This is a genomic window from Comamonas sp. wu1-DMT (assembly GCF_040187805.1).
Classification (GTDB): Bacteria; Pseudomonadota; Gammaproteobacteria; order Burkholderiales; family Burkholderiaceae_C; genus Comamonas; species Comamonas thiooxydans.
This window is the reverse complement of record NZ_JBANEM010000016.1, coordinates 1-16,556: the sequence shown is the minus strand read 5'-3', so window position 1 is coordinate 16,556 and position 16,556 is coordinate 1. Positions and strand designations below refer to the sequence as shown.

Below are 16,556 nucleotides of genomic sequence, written 5' to 3'. Positions count from 1 at the left end.
GTCGGGGCTTTGAGTAGCAGGGAACCGGTGAGCCGGTTCCTCGGACTGACTTTACAGCGAGTCGATGAAGCTGCGCAGCTTGTCGGAGCGCGAAGGGTGCTTGAGTTTGCGCAGCGCCTTGGCTTCGATCTGACGGATGCGCTCGCGCGTCACGTCAAACTGCTTGCCGACTTCTTCCAGCGTATGGTCGGTGGACATTTCGATACCGAAGCGCATGCGCAGTACCTTGGCTTCGCGAGGCGTCAGTCCGTCGAGAATGTCCTTGACCACATCGCGCAGACCGGCCTGCATGGCGGCGTCGATAGGCGCCGTGTTGTTGCCGTCCTCGATGAAGTCGCCCAGGTGGGAATCGTCGTCGTCGCCGATGGGGGTTTCCATCGAGATCGGTTCCTTGGCGATCTTCATGATCTTGCGGATCTTGTCCTCGGGGATCTCCATCTTGGCTGCCAGGATGGACGCATCGGGCTCGAAACCAAACTCTTGCAAGTGCTGGCGCGAGATGCGGTTCATCTTGTTGATGGTCTCGATCATGTGCACGGGGATGCGGATCGTGCGGGCCTGGTCGGCGATGGAGCGCGTGATGGCCTGACGAATCCACCAGGTTGCATAGGTCGAGAACTTGTAGCCGCGACGATATTCGAACTTGTCCACGGCCTTCATCAGGCCGATATTGCCTTCCTGGATCAGATCCAGGAATTGCAGACCGCGGTTGGTGTACTTCTTGGCGATGGAGATCACGAGACGCAGATTGGCCTCGATCATTTCCTTCTTGGCATCGCGGCTGGCGCGCTCGCCGCTGTTCATGCGCTTGTTGATGTGCTTGAGCTCTTCCAGAGGCACGACCACGCGGGCCTGCAGGTCGATCAGGTTCTGCTGCAGCTCCTGCACGGGCGGGATGTTGCGCTCCAGCACGGCGCTGTAGTTCTTGCCTGCCGCCACTTGCTTGATGACCCAGTCCAGGTTCAGCAGATTGGGCGGGAAGTCCTTGATGAACTGCTCCTGGGGCATGCCGCACTTGTCAACGATGATCTTGCGCAGCTCGCGTTCCTTCTTGCGCACGTCGTCCACCTGGGCGCGCACCAGATCGCAGAGCTTCTCGATCGTCTTGGCCGTGAAGCGAATGGTCATCAGCTCTTCGGTGATGGCCTTCTGCACCTTCATGTATGCCTCGGTGCCGTAGCCTTCCTTGTCATACACCTTGTGCATCTTGTCGAAGAGCTCGCGCATGGAGTCAAAGCGACCCAGGGCTTCGTTCTTCAGCTCTTCGAGCTTCTTGGTCAGAGCCTTGGAGCCGCCCTTGCCGTCGTCGTCGTCTTCTTCGTCGTATTCGTCGAAGTCTTCCTCGGCCACATAGTCGTCGTTCTCGTTGGCATTGACGAAGCCGTCCACCACGGTGGAGATGACAACCTTGCCTTCGCGGATTTCCTCGGCCATGTTGAGGATTTCGGCGATGGTCGCGGGGGAGGCCGAGATGGCTTCCATCATGTCCATCAGACCGCCTTCGATGCGCTTGGCGATTTCGATTTCGCCTTCGCGTGTCAGCAGTTCGACGGTGCCCATTTCACGCATGTACATGCGCACGGGGTCGGTGGTGCGACCGAATTCGGAGTCCACGGTGGACAGAGCCGCTTCGGCCTCTTCTTCCGCTTCTTCTTCGGTGGTCGCCGACTGGCCGGTGTTGTTCAGCAGCAGGGTTTCCGCATCGGGAGTCTGCTCGTACACGGCCACGCCCATGTCGTTCAACATGGAGATCACGACTTCCAGCGTTTCGGCATCGACCAGCTTGTCGGGCAGGTGGTCGTTGATTTCGGCGTGGGTCAGGTAGCCGCGGGTCTTGCCCAGCTTGATCAGCATCTTCAGACGCTGACGGCGGGTGTTCATTTCCTCTTCGGTCAGAACAGTCTCGTCCAGGCCGAATTCCTTCATCAAGGCGCGTTCCTTCGCCTTGCTGATCTTCATGCGCAGAGGCTTGGCCTTTTCGGCAGGAGCAGCAGACGCTTCGGTCGATGCCTCCTCTTCGACTTCGCCTTCCAGATCGCTGTCGATATCCGACAGGTCTGCATCATCCATGTCCTCGTCGGCCTCCTTGGCCTTGGGCTTGCGGCCGCGCTTGGCGGGAGCCTTGTCGGCATCGGCACTGGCAGCAGGGGCCTTGACGGCGGCGGCCTTCTTGGCAGCAGGGGCCTTTTTGGCGACAGTCTTCTTGGCGGCAGGAGCGGCAGCAGTGTCGTCGTCTTCTTCGGCCTTCTTGCGGCCGCGCTTGGGAGTTGCCTGCGCCAGCAGCGCATCGGCCATGGCTTTGAGTTCGGCTTGTGACTTGGTAACCACGGTGGTGTCTTTCTTTGCTTCGGCTGCAGATGCAGCACTCTTCTTCACAGCAGGCTTGCCGGCACTGGCCTTTTTCGCGGGCTCTGCTGCGGAAGTGGAAGTTTTAGAGGTCTTGGGCTTTGCTGAAGCTTCTGGGGCCTGCTTGGACTTCACGGACTTTGAAACGGGCATGAACACCTCTCACGGTACGAACACACACAAACACACAAAGGAAAACGGAAAATGCAAACAAACGCCATGAAAGCTGGCGCAAGAACAGGCCTAGCCTGTCCGGTGGAGCACAAAGACTCCATGGCAAGATGTTGGGGCGATCATTTGGTATGCAATCCTTGCGAGAAATGGGCCATGCAGTTGCTGCCATCACGTGATTTCTTCACGGTGCCCGGGTCGGAGGTGTTGCTGTCGCTCTTGCCTATATCCACTAAATTATACCTTTTTTAAAGATGTCAAGAGGTGGAGCTAATAATTACAGATAAATTTTTTCGCCGCTGTTGAAACTCAATGTAACGTCTTGCCGCGGTGGGGTCCGTAGCAATTTCCTTGAGGGCCTTGGCTTCTTCGCGCTTGAGGTGATCCACCAGGATCAGATTGAGAGTGCCGCGCAACTCCTTGCGCAACTCGTCCACCTCGCCCTCGGGGTTGGCATGGGCGCCGCTCATGAGCTTTTGGGCCAGCGGCTCGCAGGGAGAGCCTTGCAATTGCTCGCGCAGCACTGCCCAGGAGCGCGGGCCGGATTCGGTGAACTGGGCTTCCAGCCAACGGAACAAGGGGGCATGGCTTTGGTTGCAGCGAGCCAGGGCATCGAAGTCCTCATGGGTCATCTCTTCCATGAACTCCATGTGACACATCAGCAGGCGTGCGGCCTGGTCTTCGCGGCTGACCGGCGTGGGGCGCGGGCCCAGCTGCGGCGGGTTCCAGTCCTCACCCTTCTTGCCCCAGGGTTTGCGCTGGCGGCCGAATTCCTTGCGGCCCGGCCAGTTGCCACCGCTGCCCTGGCTCGGATAGGAGGGAGCCGGTGCCGCGGCATCGGCCCAGTCGGGAGCGCTTTCCCAGTTGCCCGCAGGCGCATCCCATTCCGGTGCCTGAGGGCCGGGGGGGCGCAGGCGCGCGGCGGACAATGGGGGCGGTGCGTGCCGCCTCCTGCGCCCAGATATCGGAGAGGTCGCGCGAGTCCAGCTGAGCCAGGGCTGCGATTTCGGAGAGCAACTGGCGCTTGAGCGCGCCGTCGGGCAGCAGCGACCACAGCGGCCGGGCGTTGCTGGCCATATGGGCCCGGCCTTCTGTCTGTCCCAGGTCGCAGCCTTCGCTGGCCGATTCGATGAGAAAGCGGCTCAGCGGCGTGGCATCGCCCACATAGCGCGAGAAGGCCTCGGGGCCGAATTCGCGGATGAAGCTGTCAGGGTCATGTTCTGAAGGCAGGAACAGAAATTTGATGGAGCGCGTGTCCGTCGCCAGTGGCAGGGCCGCATCCAGCGCCTTGCGGGCGGCGCGCCGCCCCGCCCCGTCACCGTCGAAGCTGAAGACCACGGCATCGGTGAATCGAAACAGCTTTTGCACATGCTCGGGCGTGCAGGCCGTCCCCAGCGTTGCAACGGCATTGGCAAAGCCCAGTTGGGCCAGTGCCACCACGTCCATATAGCCTTCTGTGACCAGGGCGTAGCCCATGTCGCGCAGGGCCTGCCGGGCCTCGTAAAGGCCGTAGAGTTCGCGCCCCTTGTGGAAGACCGGGGTTTCGGGCGAGTTCAGGTATTTGGGCTTTTCATCGCCGAACACTCGCCCGCCAAAGCCTATGCACTCGCCCTTGACATTGCGAATCGGGAACATGAGCCGGTCGCGGAAGCGGTCATAGCGGCGACTGTCGTCCTCGCCCACGATGACCAGCCCGCATTCTTCGAGCTGCGGGTTGTCGTACTCGGCAAATACGCTGGCCAGACCATGCCAGCCTGCAGGGGCATAGCCCAGGCCAAAGCGCTTGGAGACTTCGCCGGAGACGCCGCGCTTTTTCAGATACTCGATGGCTTTCGGAGCTGCCTTGAGCTGCTTGCGATAGGACTCGCCGGCTTTTTCCAGCAGATCACTCAGTGTTTCCGCCTTTTGCTTTTGCTGAGCCTGGCGCTGGCGCTCGGCAGGACTGATGTCGTCCTGCGGCACTTGCAGGCCGCATTGGTTGGCAAGCTCCTGCACGGCTTCGACAAAGCCCATGCCGGCATGCTCCATCAGAAAGCCGATGGCATTGCCATTCTTGCCACAGCCAAAGCAGTGAAAGAACTGCTTGCTGGGGCTGACGGTGAAAGAGGGCGACTTCTCGCTATGGAACGGGCATAAGCCCATGAAGTTGGCGCCGCCCTTTTTGAGCTGCACATAGCGGCCCACGATGTCGACCACGTCGACGCGGGATAGCAACTCTTGGATGAATGATTGGGGAATGGCCACCCGCGTATTCTGCCTTTTTCGGCAATGGCCGAGGGCGCGGCAGGAATGGGGCAGACGGGCAAAAAAAAAGCCTGCACCCATGGGTGCAGGCTCAGGTCTCCTGATGCCTGGGTCATTGCCAGGCTCTCCTCTAAAACGTCTCCTCCGCCACTCAGTCTTGAGGCTTGCGACCGGCTCCGTGCGGGCAGAGATGCCGGTCTTGCATTGCCGATGCAGGCAGTCATGTACTCAAAACATGTGCGCATTCTAAAAGCGATTCGAAGTCCTGGTGATTGGTCTGTCAGATAAATGATGTCTTATAGATGACTTGCATGAGTTGGCCCTGCCTGGGGAATGAGGGGATTTTTCAATAGGATTCCATGTGGTTGATTTCAAATGAATTTATCGATTTTCAGAAGCTGTTGAAAGTACTGTCTCGCTGAATGACCTTTTGCATTGCTCTGGTTTGTCTGCGGATGTCGCATGCCGGTTTGCCGGCGCGGTGCAGCCATTTCGGGCGCAACTGCTTGATCCCGATCACAACAAGCCTGCATGGCGCTCGGTTGTAAGCCTGGCGTGACGGATGCTGGAGTACAAAACGCTCAGGAGACAAACATGACAAGTTCTTTCGATCTGAACCTCGCCCCAAATACTGCCAACCATGCCGCGCTGACGCCGCTGGGATTTATTGCCCGCACGGCCGAGGTCTACCCCGAGCGCCTGGCCATTGTTCACGGCGACCTGCGCCAGAGCTGGGCGCAAACCTATGCGCGTTGCCGTCAGCTGGCCAGCAGCCTGCAGAAAATCGGCATTGGCAAGAACGACACCGTGGCCGTGATGCTGCCCAATACGCCGCCCATGGTGGAGGCGCACTTTGGCGTGCCCATGGCCGGTGCCGTGCTCAACACGCTCAATACCCGGCTCGATGCCGAGACCCTGGCATTCATGCTGGATCATGGCGAAGCCAAGGCCTTGATCGTGGACCCCGAGTTCGCGCCTCTAATGGCCAGGGCGCTCAAGCTGCGCCAGAGCACCGTGCCCATTTATGTGATCGAGGTCGAAGACCCGGTTTACGGCGAGGCGGCCGAGCAGATCGGTGCCATCGACTACGAGAGCTTCGTGGCCCAGGGCGATGCCGGTTTCGATTGGCAGTTGCCCGGCGACGAATGGGATGCGATTGCGCTGAACTACACCAGCGGAACCACCGGGAACCCCAAGGGCGTGGTCTACCACCATCGCGGCGCGCACAACAACGCCATCAGCAATGTGCTGGAGTGGGACATGCCCAAACATGCCGTCTATCTGTGGACGCTGCCCATGTTCCACTGCAACGGCTGGTGCTTCCCCTGGACGGTGGCCGCACGCGCGGCGGTCAATGTCTGCCTGCGACGGGTGGATGCGCAGGCGATTTTTGATGCCATCCGCAACCATGGCGTGAGCCATTACTGCGGTGCGCCCATTGTGCACAGCCTGCTGGTGAATGCGCCGGCTGCCATGAAGCAGGGCGTGCCCGCCGGCGTCAAGGCCATGGTGGCAGGGGCAGCGCCGCCCGCATCGATGATCGAGGGCATGGAGGCCATGGGCTTTGACATCACCCATGTCTATGGCCTGACCGAAACCTATGGCCCGGCTACGGTCTGCGCCAAGCATGAAAGCTGGAATGCGCTCGATATCGGCGAGCGCGCCCGCCTGAACTCGCGCCAGGGCGTGCGCTACCACCTGCAGCGCTCTGCGGCCGTGCTGGACCCCGAAACCATGCAGCCCGTGCCGCACGACGGCCAGACCATGGGCGAGATCATGTTCCAGGGCAATATCGCCATGAAGGGCTATCTCAAGAACCCGCAAGCGACGCAGGAGGCTTTTCGCGGCGGCTGGTTCCACAGCGGCGACCTGGCCGTGCAGCATCCCGACGGCTATATCCAGATCAAGGATCGCAGCAAGGACATCATCATCTCGGGCGGCGAGAACATCTCGTCCATCGAAGTGGAGGATGTGCTCTACCGCCACCCCGCCGTGTTGGCTGCGGCCGTGGTGGCCAAGCCCGATCCCAAATGGGGCGAGACGCCCTGCGCCTTCATCGAACTCAAGGCCGGAGCCGAGACCACGGCCGAAGACATCATTGCCCACTGCAAAAAGCATCTGGCCGGCTACAAGGTGCCGCGCGCCGTGGTGTTTGGCGAGCTGCCCAAGACCAGCACGGGCAAGATCCAGAAGTTCGAGCTGCGCAAGCAAGCAGGCTCGGCTTCCGCGATCTCGGTCTGAGATCCCGCAGTTGACTCCAAGGTCCGATGCCTTAGTTCTGTGGGCAGCGGGCTCTGGGTGTCTGCCGGTTCAGCAAATTTGATAGCTGCTAGCGCTTGTTATTCATAGAACTTGGATGGTTTTCAATCTGAAATCTATGAATGGCAAGCGCAAGAAGCTCTGAATTAGATAGTACCAACGGGGGCGGCGCGTCAGGCCAGCTCGGGCGGTATGCGCTGCCAGCCTTCGGGCGTCACACGCAGCACCTCGGCGCGACGCGTATCGGCATCGATATGCCAGTCGCTGAGCACGACGCGCCATTGGTCATTGCCCAGTGCGTGGTCGGCGGGCTGATGAGTGTGGCCGTGAATCAGCCAGGGCGCTTGCGCGGCCTGCATCCAGGTGGCACTCATCTGCGCGTCGGCATCTGCGTAGGGTGCGCCGCTTTGCTTGCGTTGCTCGCTTTCGCTGCGTGCCGATCTGCCGATCGCGCGGCGCACGGCCAGGGGCTGGGCCAGCAGTTGCTTCTGCCAGGCGGCGGAGCGCGAAACAGCACGGAATTGCTGGTAATCCACATCGTCAAGGCACAGCGCGTCGCCATGGCTGAGCAGGATGCTGGTGCCTGCCCACCGCAGCACCGTGGGGTCGCAAAGGCCGGTCATGCCGCTTCGGCGCAGAAATTCGTCACCGGCCAGAAAGTCGCGGTTGCCGACCATGAAGAACAGCGGGCGCTGCTGCGCCGCTTCGCGTAGCACGGCAGCGCATTCGGCTTCGAAGCTGCCGGGCTCATCGAGTGCATCGTCACCCACCCAGACTTCAAACAGATCGCCGAGGATAAAGATGGCGTCGGCCGTGCTGCGTGCCAGATAGCTGCACCAGGCTTCAACCGTCTGCGGCTCCGAAGGCTGCAGATGCAGATCGGAAATGAAATCAAGCGTGCGCCAGTGGGGCTCAGCCTGGAGCTGCGCGACTTGAGGAGCGGCAGTGCGTGGATCAGAAGATTCAGCCATGAATGAAAAGTGCGCAGCCTGAAAACAATAACGGCCTCACAAAGAGACGGCAAGCAAAGGCCGCCCCGCAGCGAGGCCGTCGTCCCCCTCCGCGAAGCAGAGAGGGGGAAGGCGCGTTAGCGCCTCAGGGGGAGATTACAGGGCCACGGCCTTGTCGATCACCACGGCGTCGAAAGGCACGTCGTCGTGGAAGCCCTTGCGGGTGGTGCGCACCTTCTTGATGGCGTCCACGACTTCTTCACCCTTGACCACCTTGCCGAACACGGCATAGCCCCAGCCCTGGCCGGTGGGGGCGGTGTGGTTCAGGAAGCCGTTGTCCACGGTGTTGATGAAGAACTGGGCGGTTGCGCTGTGAGGATCGCTGGTGCGAGCCATGGCAATCGTGTACTTGTCGTTCTTCAGGCCGTTCTTGGCTTCGTTCTCGATGGGAGCCGCAGTGTCCTTCTGCTTCATGTCGGCTGCGAAACCGCCGCCCTGGATCATGAAGTTCTTGATCACGCGGTGGAAGATGGTGCCGTTGTAGAAGCCCTGGTTCACGTAGTTCAGGAAGTTCTCGGTGGACTTGGGCGCGTTCACGGCGTCCAGTTCCAGCGTGATCACGCCCTGGGTTGCGGTGTCAGCCACGTTGATGGTCACGTGCAGTTCGACTTGGGGATTGCTCATGTCTGTACTTTCTAGAGGATGGAGTAAGGAGGCGGGCGCGGCCCGGCAGGTGCAGCGCCGCCGGGTTGTTTACTTGATTTCGGTGGCGGAGAGGATTGTTACCGGCGTCGTGGGCACATTCTGGTGCATGCCACGGTTGCCCGTAGCCACGGCGCGGATTTTGTCCACCACGTCCATGCCCTTGACGACCTTGCCGAAGACGGCATAGCCATGGCCGTCGGGCTTGGGGGCGTTGAGCATGTCATTGTTCACCACATTGATGAAGAACTGCGAGGTGGCGGAATTGGGGTTGCCGGTGCGCGCCATGGCAATCGTGCCGCGGTCGTTCTTGAGGCCGTTGCTGGCTTCCAGCGAAATCGGGGCGCGTGTGGGCTTTTCGTTCAGATTGGCGTCCATGCCGCCGCCCTGGATCATGAAGCCGTCGATGACGCGGTGGAACACCGTGCCGTCATAGTGCTTGTCACGCACATACTGCAGAAAATTGGCGGCGCTCTTGGGGGCCTTGGCATCGTTGAGCTCGACCACGATATCGCCCATGCTGGTCTTGAGCTGCACCTTGGATTGCGCCTGGGCCAGGCCGGGGATGGCAAAAACAGTGGCTGTCAGCGCAATGGCAGACAGGGCCTTGAGGCTGTTTCGACGGAAATTCAGCATGGTCATATTCCTGGGTAAGTGGGCCTTGGGCAGGGCCGCAGGGATGGCGGCTGCGAAAAACAGGCTTGAGGCAGCTGAGGGCGCCGGCCGGCTTCACAAGAGGGCGGTGATTGAAAAAACGGGTTCAGCGCTGTGGAGGCAGGGCCGGGGCAGGCGTGGCGAGAGAGGTCGCAGGCTGCAGCAAGTCCTTGAGCTGCTTGAGCTTGGGGTTCAGGGCTGCGGGGCGACCGCCCTTGGCCAGGGACTGCGCATAGGACTGATAGGCCAGGCGGGCATAGATATCGCCCAGGTTCTCGTGCGCCACGGCATAGTTCGGATTGTTGCGCACGGCGGCTTCGAGCGCGGCGCGGGCGCGATCCAGGTCACCCTGGCGTGCATAGATCACGGCCAGGTTGTTATAGGGCTCGGGCAGCTCGGGATAGTCCTCGGTCAGCTGGCGAAACGCTGCAATCGCGTCCTCGGTCTTGCCGTCATTGCTCAGCGCGATGCCGCGCAGAAAACGCATCTGCGGGTCGCGTGAATTCTTGGCCAGATAGGTGTCCGCTTTTTGCAGCGCCTGCTGTGTCTTGCCGCTCTTGAGCAACTGGGCAACATCCGTGTAATCGTCGGCGTAGGCGCTACCTGCAGCGAGCAAGGCAGCCAGGGCTGCCGCACGCGCTGCGGTACTGAACAAGTTGCGTACAGGCATGTAGGTGCTTTCATGGCGCCGCAAAACTGCGCTGCGGCGGGAGCTTATACTGCGGGGAATTGTAGCTGAGGGGTGTGCGGCGCTTAGGCGTCTGGCCGGACCGGGATGTGTCTGGATGCTAGTGCGCATTTTTCAGCCTCAGGGAATGGCAGGCATGGTTTATGCATCGCAGGCATGACCAGTGCTGCTGCTCGCCACCCTCTCTCCCTATTTCAAGATTCATGAGTTTGCGTATCTACAACACGCTGTCGCGTGCACTGGAATCGTTTTCGCCGCTTGAGCCGGGCCATGTGCGTATGTACGTCTGTGGCATGACGGTCTATGACCTCTGCCACCTGGGCCATGCACGCTCCATGGTGGCTTTCGACGTGGTGCAGCGCTGGCTGCGCGCCAGCGGCTACAAGGTGACCTATGTGCGCAACATCACCGACATCGATGACAAGATCATCAAGCGAGCGGTGGAAAACGGCGAGACCATACGCAGCCTGACCGACCGCATGATCGATGCGCTGCACCAGGACGCGGATGCGCTGGGCATCGAGCGCCCCACGCTGGAGCCGCGCGCCACCGAATACGTGCCGCAGATGCTGGGCATGATCGCCCGTTTGCAGGACAAGGGCCTGGCCTATCAGGCCGGCAACGGCGATGTGAACTACGCCGTGCGCAAGTTTCCGGGCTACGGCAAGCTCTCGGGCAAGTCGCTGGACGAGCTCAACGCCGGCGAGCGTGTGGCCGTGGCAGACGGCAAGCAGACCCGCTGGACTTTGTGCTGTGGAAGTCGGCCAAGGCCGACGAGCCGGCCGATGTGAGATGGCAGAGTCCGTTTGGCGAAGGTCGCCCCGGCTGGCATATCGAATGCTCGGCCATGGGTTGCGAGCTGCTGGGCGAGAGCTTCGACATCCATGGCGGCGGTGCGGATCTGCAGTTCCCCCACCACGAGAACGAGATTGCCCAGAGCGAAGGTGCGACTGGCAAGCCGTTCGCCCGGACCTGGATGCACAACGGCTTCATCAACGTGGACAACGAGAAGATGTCCAAGTCGCTGGGCAACTTCTTCACCATCCGCGACGTGCTCAAGGAGTACGACGCCGAGACCATCCGTTTCTTCGTCGTACGCAGTCACTACCGCAGCCCGCTGAACTATTCCAATGTGCATCTCGATGATGCGCGCGGTGCGCTCAAGCGCCTCTATACCGCGCTGGACCTGGTGACGCCTGCCGAGGTGCAGATCGACTGGAGCAATCCCTATGCCGCCCGCTTCAAGGCGGCGATGGACGAAGACTTCGGCACGCCCGAGGCCGTGGCCGTGCTGTTCGAGCTGGCCGCCGAGGTCAACCGCAGCAAGTCGCCCGAAGTGGCTGGCTTGCTCAAGGCTCTGGGGGCCTGCCTGGGCCTGCTGCAGGCCGAGCCGCAGAAGTTTCTGCAGGCCGGTGCCGAAGGGGTGGACGCGGCAGGGATCGAGGCGCAGATTGCCGCACGCGCAGAGGCCAAGGCTGCCAAGAACTGGGCCGAGGCCGACCGCATCCGCAAGGAGCTGCTCGATCAGGGCATCGTCCTCAAGGACTCGGCCGCGGGCACGACCTGGGAAGCGGCCGCCAAGGGCTGAGGCTGCATGCAATATTCCATCAACTGTGTGAGCAGTGCGGAGAGTCGTGCATGAGTGCGGCCAAGCATCTGGACACCATGGAGTTTGAACAGCTGCCGCTGGTGGCTGATCTGCCCGTGCCCATGGGGCCGGCTGCGCCTTTGCCTGTAGCGCCTTTGGGGGCCGCAGCCATTGCTCAGCCTGCGGGTACAACTGCAAAGCAGGCAGTTGCGTCCAAAGTGGCCGCTCCAAAGATCCATCTGGATTTGCCTGATGGTGTGCCCGCCTATTGGGCTGAGGCCTGTCGTCAGCTCATGCGCCGCGACCGTGTGCTCAAGCGCCTGATCCCGCAACTCGGCAGCCAGGCGCTGTTGCCTTGCGGGCAGGAGCAGGCCTTTGCCACTTTGGCCCGGTCCATCATCGGGCAGCAGATTTCGGCGAAGTCCGCCAAGACCTTGTGGAACAAGTTCGTCAGGCTGCCCGCTGCCATGCAGCCCGAGCAGGTGCTCAGGCTCAAGGTGGACGATATGCGTGCGGTGGGATTGTCGGCCCGCAAGGTGGACTATCTGGTCGATCTGGCTCTGCACTTCACCGAGAACCGTCTGCACATGGATGAATGGGCTCAGATGAGCGATGAAGTCATCATTGCCGAGCTGATGTCCATACGCGGCCTCAGCCGCTGGACGGCCGAGAATTTTCTGATTTACTGTCTGGGGCGGCCCAATGTGCTGCCTCTGGATGATGCCGGTTTGATACAGGGCATCTCTCTCAATCATTTTTCGGGCGATCCTGTCAGTCGCAGCGATGCCCGTGAAGTTGCCGAGGCTTGGAAACCGTGGTGTACGGTTGCAACTTGGTATATTTGGCGCTCGCTCGAGGCGCAGCCTGTGGCTTGATGACATCTGTCCACTGGCCGATTGCAAGGATTGCAACAGGCTGGCACAAGGAGAAATACGTTGGCGAAAAAGAACTTTCTGGATTTTGAGCAGCCCATTGCCGAACTCGAATCCAAAATCGAAGAACTGCGCTATGTGCAGACTGAAAGCGCAGTAGATATCTCGGAAGAGATCGATCAGCTCAGCAAGAAAAGCCTGCAGCTGACCAAGGACATCTACAGTGACCTGACCCCCTGGCAGATCACCAAGATCGCACGCCATACCGAGCGCCCCTATACGCTCGACTATGTGCGCGAGTGCTTTACCGACTTTGTCGAAATGCACGGCGACCGCCACTTTGCGGATGACCAGTCCATCATCGGTGGCCTGGCGCGCTTCAACGGCCAGCCCTGCATGGTGATCGGTCATCAAAAGGGCCGCGATACCAAGGAGCGTACGCTGCGCAACTTCGGCATGACGCGTCCCGAGGGCTATCGCAAGGCCTTGCGTCTGATGAAGACGGCCGAGAAGTTCAAGCTGCCCGTGTTCACTTTCGTGGACACGCCCGGCGCCTTCCCCGGCATCGATGCCGAGGAGCGTGGTCAGTCCGAGGCCATTGGTCGCAACATCTACGAAATGGCTCAGCTGCAGACCCCCATCATCACCACCATCATCGGTGAAGGTGGCTCGGGCGGTGCGCTGGCCATTGCCGTGGCAGACCAGGTGCTGATGCTGCAGTACTCCGTGTACTCGGTGATCAGTCCCGAAGGCTGCGCTTCCATTCTGTGGAAGACCGGCGAAAAGGCCCAGGAAGCAGCGGACGCCATGGGCATCACCGCTCACCGCCTCAAGGCGCTGGGTCTGGTGGACAAGATCGTCAACGAGCCTGTGGGTGGCGCTCACCGCGATCACAAGCAAATGGGTGCCTTCCTCAAGCGTGCGTTGGGCGATGCCTATCGCCAGTTGACCGATCTCAAGCCCAAGGAGCTGCAGGATCGTCGCTACGACCGCATTCAGAGCTATGGCAAGTTTGCCGACACCAAGGCTGACAACCGCTGATCCCGCGGGCTTGATGCTGCTTGCGCACAATGGCTCCTTCGGGAGCCATTTGTTTTTGCCGAAGGGCTTTGAGTGAAGTGTGTTTCTAGCCCTTTTGGGGTAAGCGCTAGCTGCTATTGAATTGGAAATAGGGAGTCTGTTGTTCATGCAAGCCCAGTCAGATGCTGACTTGTTGCGGGCCTCGGCTGCTCGGGTGGATGCAGCGATGGCGGCATTCGAGCCGCCGCTGCCACTGGCCGTGGCCTTCAGCGGCGGAGCCGATTCGTCGGCTCTGCTGCTGGCCTGCCATGCGCGCTGGCCGGGGCGGGTGAGGGCGATTCATGTGCACCACGGTTTGCAGGCGGCGGCTGATGAATTTCAGCGGCACTGTGAGCAACTGTGTGCTCGGCACGGCATTGCCCTCAAGGTCTGCGCCATCGATGCGCGCAATGTGCAGGGACAAAGCCCCGAAGATGCGGCGCGCCAGGGGCGTTATGCGGCTTTGATTCAGGCGGCCCGGCAGCCTTGGCTCGATGCGCAGGGCGCTGCGCTGGATGCGGTGCGCTCCATGGCGCTGGCTCAGCATGCCGACGATCAGGTCGAGACCTTGCTGCTGGCGCTCTCGCGCGGTGCCGGTGTGGCCGGTCTGGCGGCCATGCCAGGGCATTGGCAAAGAGCAGGGCTGGAATGGTTCAGGCCCTTACTGGAGGTGCCGGGGCAGGTGCTGCGTGACTGGCTGCGGCTCAGGAGTTTGAGCTGGGTCGAGGATCCGACGAATGCCGATCCAGGCTACACGCGCAATCGCATCCGGGCTCAGTTGCTGCCGGTGTTGGAGCAGGTCTTTCCGCAGTTTCGCAGCACGTTTGCACGCAGCAGCGCCCATTGCGCCCAGGCGTCGCAGTTGCTGGATCAGCAGGCGGCGGCAGATCTGCTGCTGGTGGGGGTGCCGCCCGCCATCAAGGCATTGCAGGGTTTGAGCGAGCTGCGTCTGGGCAATGTCCTGCGTTATTGGTTGCGCACCGAGCATGGCACGACGCCGACGGCGGCCCAGCTTGCGCAGCTCATGGCGCAGCTCGGCGTTTGCACTACGCGAGGGCACCGCATCCACATCAAGGTGGGGCGAGGTTTTGTAGAGCGCCAGGGGGCAAGTCTCGGTTGGTACAATTCCTAGGTTTTGGTTTTTTTTACCTGTACGAAAACCGCCGGCGCGCCAAAACCTTTGTGATCTGCGCCGTGGCTGCTGTTTCGTCACCCTTTAGTATCCAATGGCACTGATCGTTCATAAATACGGCGGCACCTCGATGGGCTCGACAGAGCGCATCCGCAACGTCGCCAAGCGTGTGGCCAAATGGGCTCGGGCAGGTCACCAGTTGGTGGTTGTGCCCAGCGCCATGAGTGGCGAAACCAACCGTTTGCTGGGTCTGGCCAGCGAACTGGCTCCCAGCCACGCCAAGAGTTCGTACTATCGTGAGCTTGATATGCTGGCCGCCACTGGCGAGCAGGCATCCTCGGCGCTGCTGGCCATTGCGCTGCAGGCCGAAGGCATGGAATCCGTCAGCTATGCGGGCTGGCAAGTGCCCGTGCGCACCGATAGCAGCTACACCAAGGCTCGCATCGAGTCCATCGACGACAAGCGCGTGCGCGCCGACCTCGAGGCAGGTCGTGTCGTGATCGTGACTGGCTTCCAGGGCATCGATCCAGAAGGCAATATCACCACGCTGGGGCGTGGCGGCTCCGATACTTCGGCCGTGGCCGTGGCTGCCGCCCTGAAGGCGGCCGAATGCCTGATCTATACCGATGTGGATGGCGTCTACACCACCGATCCCCGTGTGGTGCCTGCTGCCAAGCGCCTGGGTACGGTGAGCTTTGAGGAAATGCTGGAAATGGCCAGCCTGGGCTCCAAGGTGCTGCAGATCCGTTCCGTGGAGTTTGCGGGCAAGTACAAGGTGCCCATGCGCGTGCTGTCGAGCTTCACGCCCTGGGATATCGATCTGGAAGAAGAAGCCAAGTCCGGCACGCTGATTACTTTTGAGGAAGACGAAAAAATGGAAAAGGCTGTCGTATCCGGCATCGCTTTCAACCGTGGCGAGGCCAAGATCTCCGTGCTGGGAGTGCCTGATACCCCCGGCGTGGCTGCTGCCATCCTGGGCCCCGTGGCTGATGCCAACATCGAAGTCGATGTGATCATCCAGAACATCTCCAAGGACGGCAAGACCGACTTCAGCTTCACCGTGAGTCAGGGCGACTACCAGCGTGCCATGGAACTGCTGCGTGAAAGCGTTGTTCCTGCACTGGGTGCTTCCGAAGTGGTGGGCAATCCCAATATCGCCAAGGTCAGCATCGTCGGCATCGGCATGCGCAGCCATGTGGGTGTGGCCTCCACCATGTTCCGTGCCCTGAGCAAGGAAGGTGTGAACATCCAGATGATCTCGACTTCCGAGATCAAGACTTCGGTCGTGATCGACGAGAAGTACCTGGAGCTGGCCGTGCGCTCCCTGCACACAGCCTTCGGTTTGGACAAAAGCGAATAATTTTCGCAACTTTCCAAAAACGAACAAAAAAGCTGTTTACAATAGCGTCATTCCGGAAACGTGACCGAGTGGCCGAAGGTGCTCCCCTGCTAAGGGAGTATGGGGTGTAGAGCCTCATCGAGGGTTCGAATCCCTCCGTTTCCGCCAAATCAAAGAAAAAGCCGCAAGGCTTTTTCTTTTTGTCAAGATCTTTTGGGTGTTGACAAAAAGTTTCAAACTTTGATTTGAGTCTGGTGAAAACAGGCTACAATGCAAGGCTTCGCTGATCGCAGCAAGCAACGAGATTCAAGATCGGGTTTTCCGATTTTGCACTCGGTTCCTTAAAAAAATACAGCCGATAAGCGTGGGCGTTTGAGGGCAAGCAGTCAGTTCTTCGGAACAAACTCTTCGGAGTTATCAAACGCTCACAAAAACAGTAATGAGGAAGAATTAATTCTTCTTGATTCCGTCAAGTGAGTGAGCAGTCGAAAGACTTTAAATTCAAGATCGAACTATAGAGTTTGATCCTGGCTCAGATTGAACGCTGGCGGC

10 protein-coding genes, 1 tRNA gene and 2 pseudogenes are annotated in these 16,556 nt (G+C 60.4%); 7 read left to right on the top strand and 6 right to left on the bottom strand.

Going from position 1 to position 16,556, the window contains the following annotated elements; genetic code table 11:
- Nucleotides 1–51: 51 nt before the first annotated feature.
- A complete protein-coding gene (rpoD, locus tag V8Z78_RS20190; protein ID WP_003070680.1) occupies nucleotides 52–2,499 on the bottom strand; it encodes an RNA polymerase sigma factor RpoD in 2,448 nt (815 codons plus the stop codon).
- A gap of 275 nt (nucleotides 2,500–2,774) precedes the next feature.
- Nucleotides 2,775–4,761: pseudogene (dnaG, locus tag V8Z78_RS20185) on the bottom strand (DNA primase).
- A 594-nt stretch (nucleotides 4,762–5,355) separates the two neighbouring features.
- Between dnaG and V8Z78_RS20180 the strand changes: the two are divergent.
- Nucleotides 5,356–7,002, top strand: a complete 1,647-nt coding sequence (locus V8Z78_RS20180) for an acyl-CoA synthetase (RefSeq protein ID WP_003070686.1) — start codon at nucleotides 5,356–5,358, stop codon at nucleotides 7,000–7,002.
- 191 nt (nucleotides 7,003–7,193) lie between these two features.
- Here V8Z78_RS20180 and V8Z78_RS20175 read toward each other — a convergent pair whose 3' ends face one another.
- From V8Z78_RS20175 to V8Z78_RS20160, 4 genes are all read right to left on the bottom strand, one after another.
- Nucleotides 7,194–7,991 (bottom strand): UDP-2,3-diacylglucosamine diphosphatase, encoded by a 798-nt coding sequence (locus V8Z78_RS20175; protein WP_349731984.1) that lies wholly within the window; start codon nucleotides 7,989–7,991, stop codon nucleotides 7,194–7,196.
- A gap of 135 nt (nucleotides 7,992–8,126) precedes the next feature.
- Nucleotides 8,127–8,654, bottom strand: coding sequence for a peptidylprolyl isomerase (locus tag V8Z78_RS20170; RefSeq protein WP_003070690.1), 528 nt, complete (start codon nucleotides 8,652–8,654; stop codon nucleotides 8,127–8,129).
- Nucleotides 8,655–8,723: 69 nt separating this feature from the next.
- Nucleotides 8,724–9,308, bottom strand: coding sequence for a peptidylprolyl isomerase (locus V8Z78_RS20165; RefSeq protein ID WP_349731983.1), 585 nt, complete (start codon nucleotides 9,306–9,308; stop codon nucleotides 8,724–8,726).
- Between the two features lie 124 nt (nucleotides 9,309–9,432).
- Nucleotides 9,433–9,996, bottom strand: a complete 564-nt coding sequence (locus tag V8Z78_RS20160; protein ID WP_349731982.1) for a tetratricopeptide repeat protein — start codon at nucleotides 9,994–9,996, stop codon at nucleotides 9,433–9,435.
- A 221-nt stretch (nucleotides 9,997–10,217) separates the two neighbouring features.
- Here V8Z78_RS20160 and cysS point away from each other — a divergent pair.
- The 6 genes and pseudogenes from cysS (at nucleotide 10,218) to V8Z78_RS20130 (ending at nucleotide 16,172) form a co-directional block, all read left to right on the top strand.
- Nucleotides 10,218–11,602 (top strand): annotated as a pseudogene (gene cysS / locus V8Z78_RS20155) (cysteine--tRNA ligase).
- 50 nt (nucleotides 11,603–11,652) lie between these two features.
- Nucleotides 11,653–12,477, top strand: a complete 825-nt coding sequence (locus V8Z78_RS20150; RefSeq protein WP_046460866.1) for a DNA-3-methyladenine glycosylase family protein — start codon at nucleotides 11,653–11,655, stop codon at nucleotides 12,475–12,477.
- Nucleotides 12,478–12,537: 60 nt separating this feature from the next.
- Entirely contained in the window at nucleotides 12,538–13,515 is a 978-nt protein-coding gene (locus tag V8Z78_RS20145) for an acetyl-CoA carboxylase carboxyltransferase subunit alpha (RefSeq protein ID WP_003057594.1), read from the top strand.
- A 145-nt stretch (nucleotides 13,516–13,660) separates the two neighbouring features.
- Nucleotides 13,661–14,665: a tRNA lysidine(34) synthetase TilS gene (gene tilS, locus V8Z78_RS20140; protein ID WP_349731981.1), complete on the top strand. Its 1,005-nt coding sequence runs from the start codon at nucleotides 13,661–13,663 to the stop codon at nucleotides 14,663–14,665.
- A gap of 94 nt (nucleotides 14,666–14,759) precedes the next feature.
- Nucleotides 14,760–16,025 carry an aspartate kinase gene (locus tag V8Z78_RS20135; protein ID WP_003057587.1) on the top strand — a complete coding sequence of 422 codons (1,266 nt, stop codon included), beginning with the start codon at nucleotides 14,760–14,762 and terminating at the stop codon, nucleotides 16,023–16,025.
- 54 nt (nucleotides 16,026–16,079) lie between these two features.
- Nucleotides 16,080–16,172 (top strand) — tRNA-Ser (locus V8Z78_RS20130).
- Nucleotides 16,173–16,556: the final 384 nt, after the last annotated feature.

Coding starts and splice junctions, on each gene's coding strand:
- V8Z78_RS20165 (WP_349731983.1), bottom strand. CDS start 9,308: ATGCTGAATTTCCGTCGAAACAGCCTCAAGGCCCTGTCTGCCATTGCG.
- V8Z78_RS20135 (WP_003057587.1), top strand. CDS start 14,760: ATGGCACTGATCGTTCATAAATACGGCGGCACCTCGATGGGCTCGACA.
- rpoD (WP_003070680.1), bottom strand. CDS start 2,499: ATGCCCGTTTCAAAGTCCGTGAAGTCCAAGCAGGCCCCAGAAGCTTCA.
- tilS (WP_349731981.1), top strand. CDS start 13,661: ATGCAAGCCCAGTCAGATGCTGACTTGTTGCGGGCCTCGGCTGCTCGG.
- V8Z78_RS20175 (WP_349731984.1), bottom strand. CDS start 7,991: ATGGCTGAATCTTCTGATCCACGCACTGCCGCTCCTCAAGTCGCGCAG.
- V8Z78_RS20170 (WP_003070690.1), bottom strand. CDS start 8,654: ATGAGCAATCCCCAAGTCGAACTGCACGTGACCATCAACGTGGCTGAC.
- V8Z78_RS20160 (WP_349731982.1), bottom strand. CDS start 9,996: ATGCCTGTACGCAACTTGTTCAGTACCGCAGCGCGTGCGGCAGCCCTG.
- V8Z78_RS20150 (WP_046460866.1), top strand. CDS start 11,653: ATGAGTGCGGCCAAGCATCTGGACACCATGGAGTTTGAACAGCTGCCG.
- V8Z78_RS20180 (WP_003070686.1), top strand. CDS start 5,356: ATGACAAGTTCTTTCGATCTGAACCTCGCCCCAAATACTGCCAACCAT.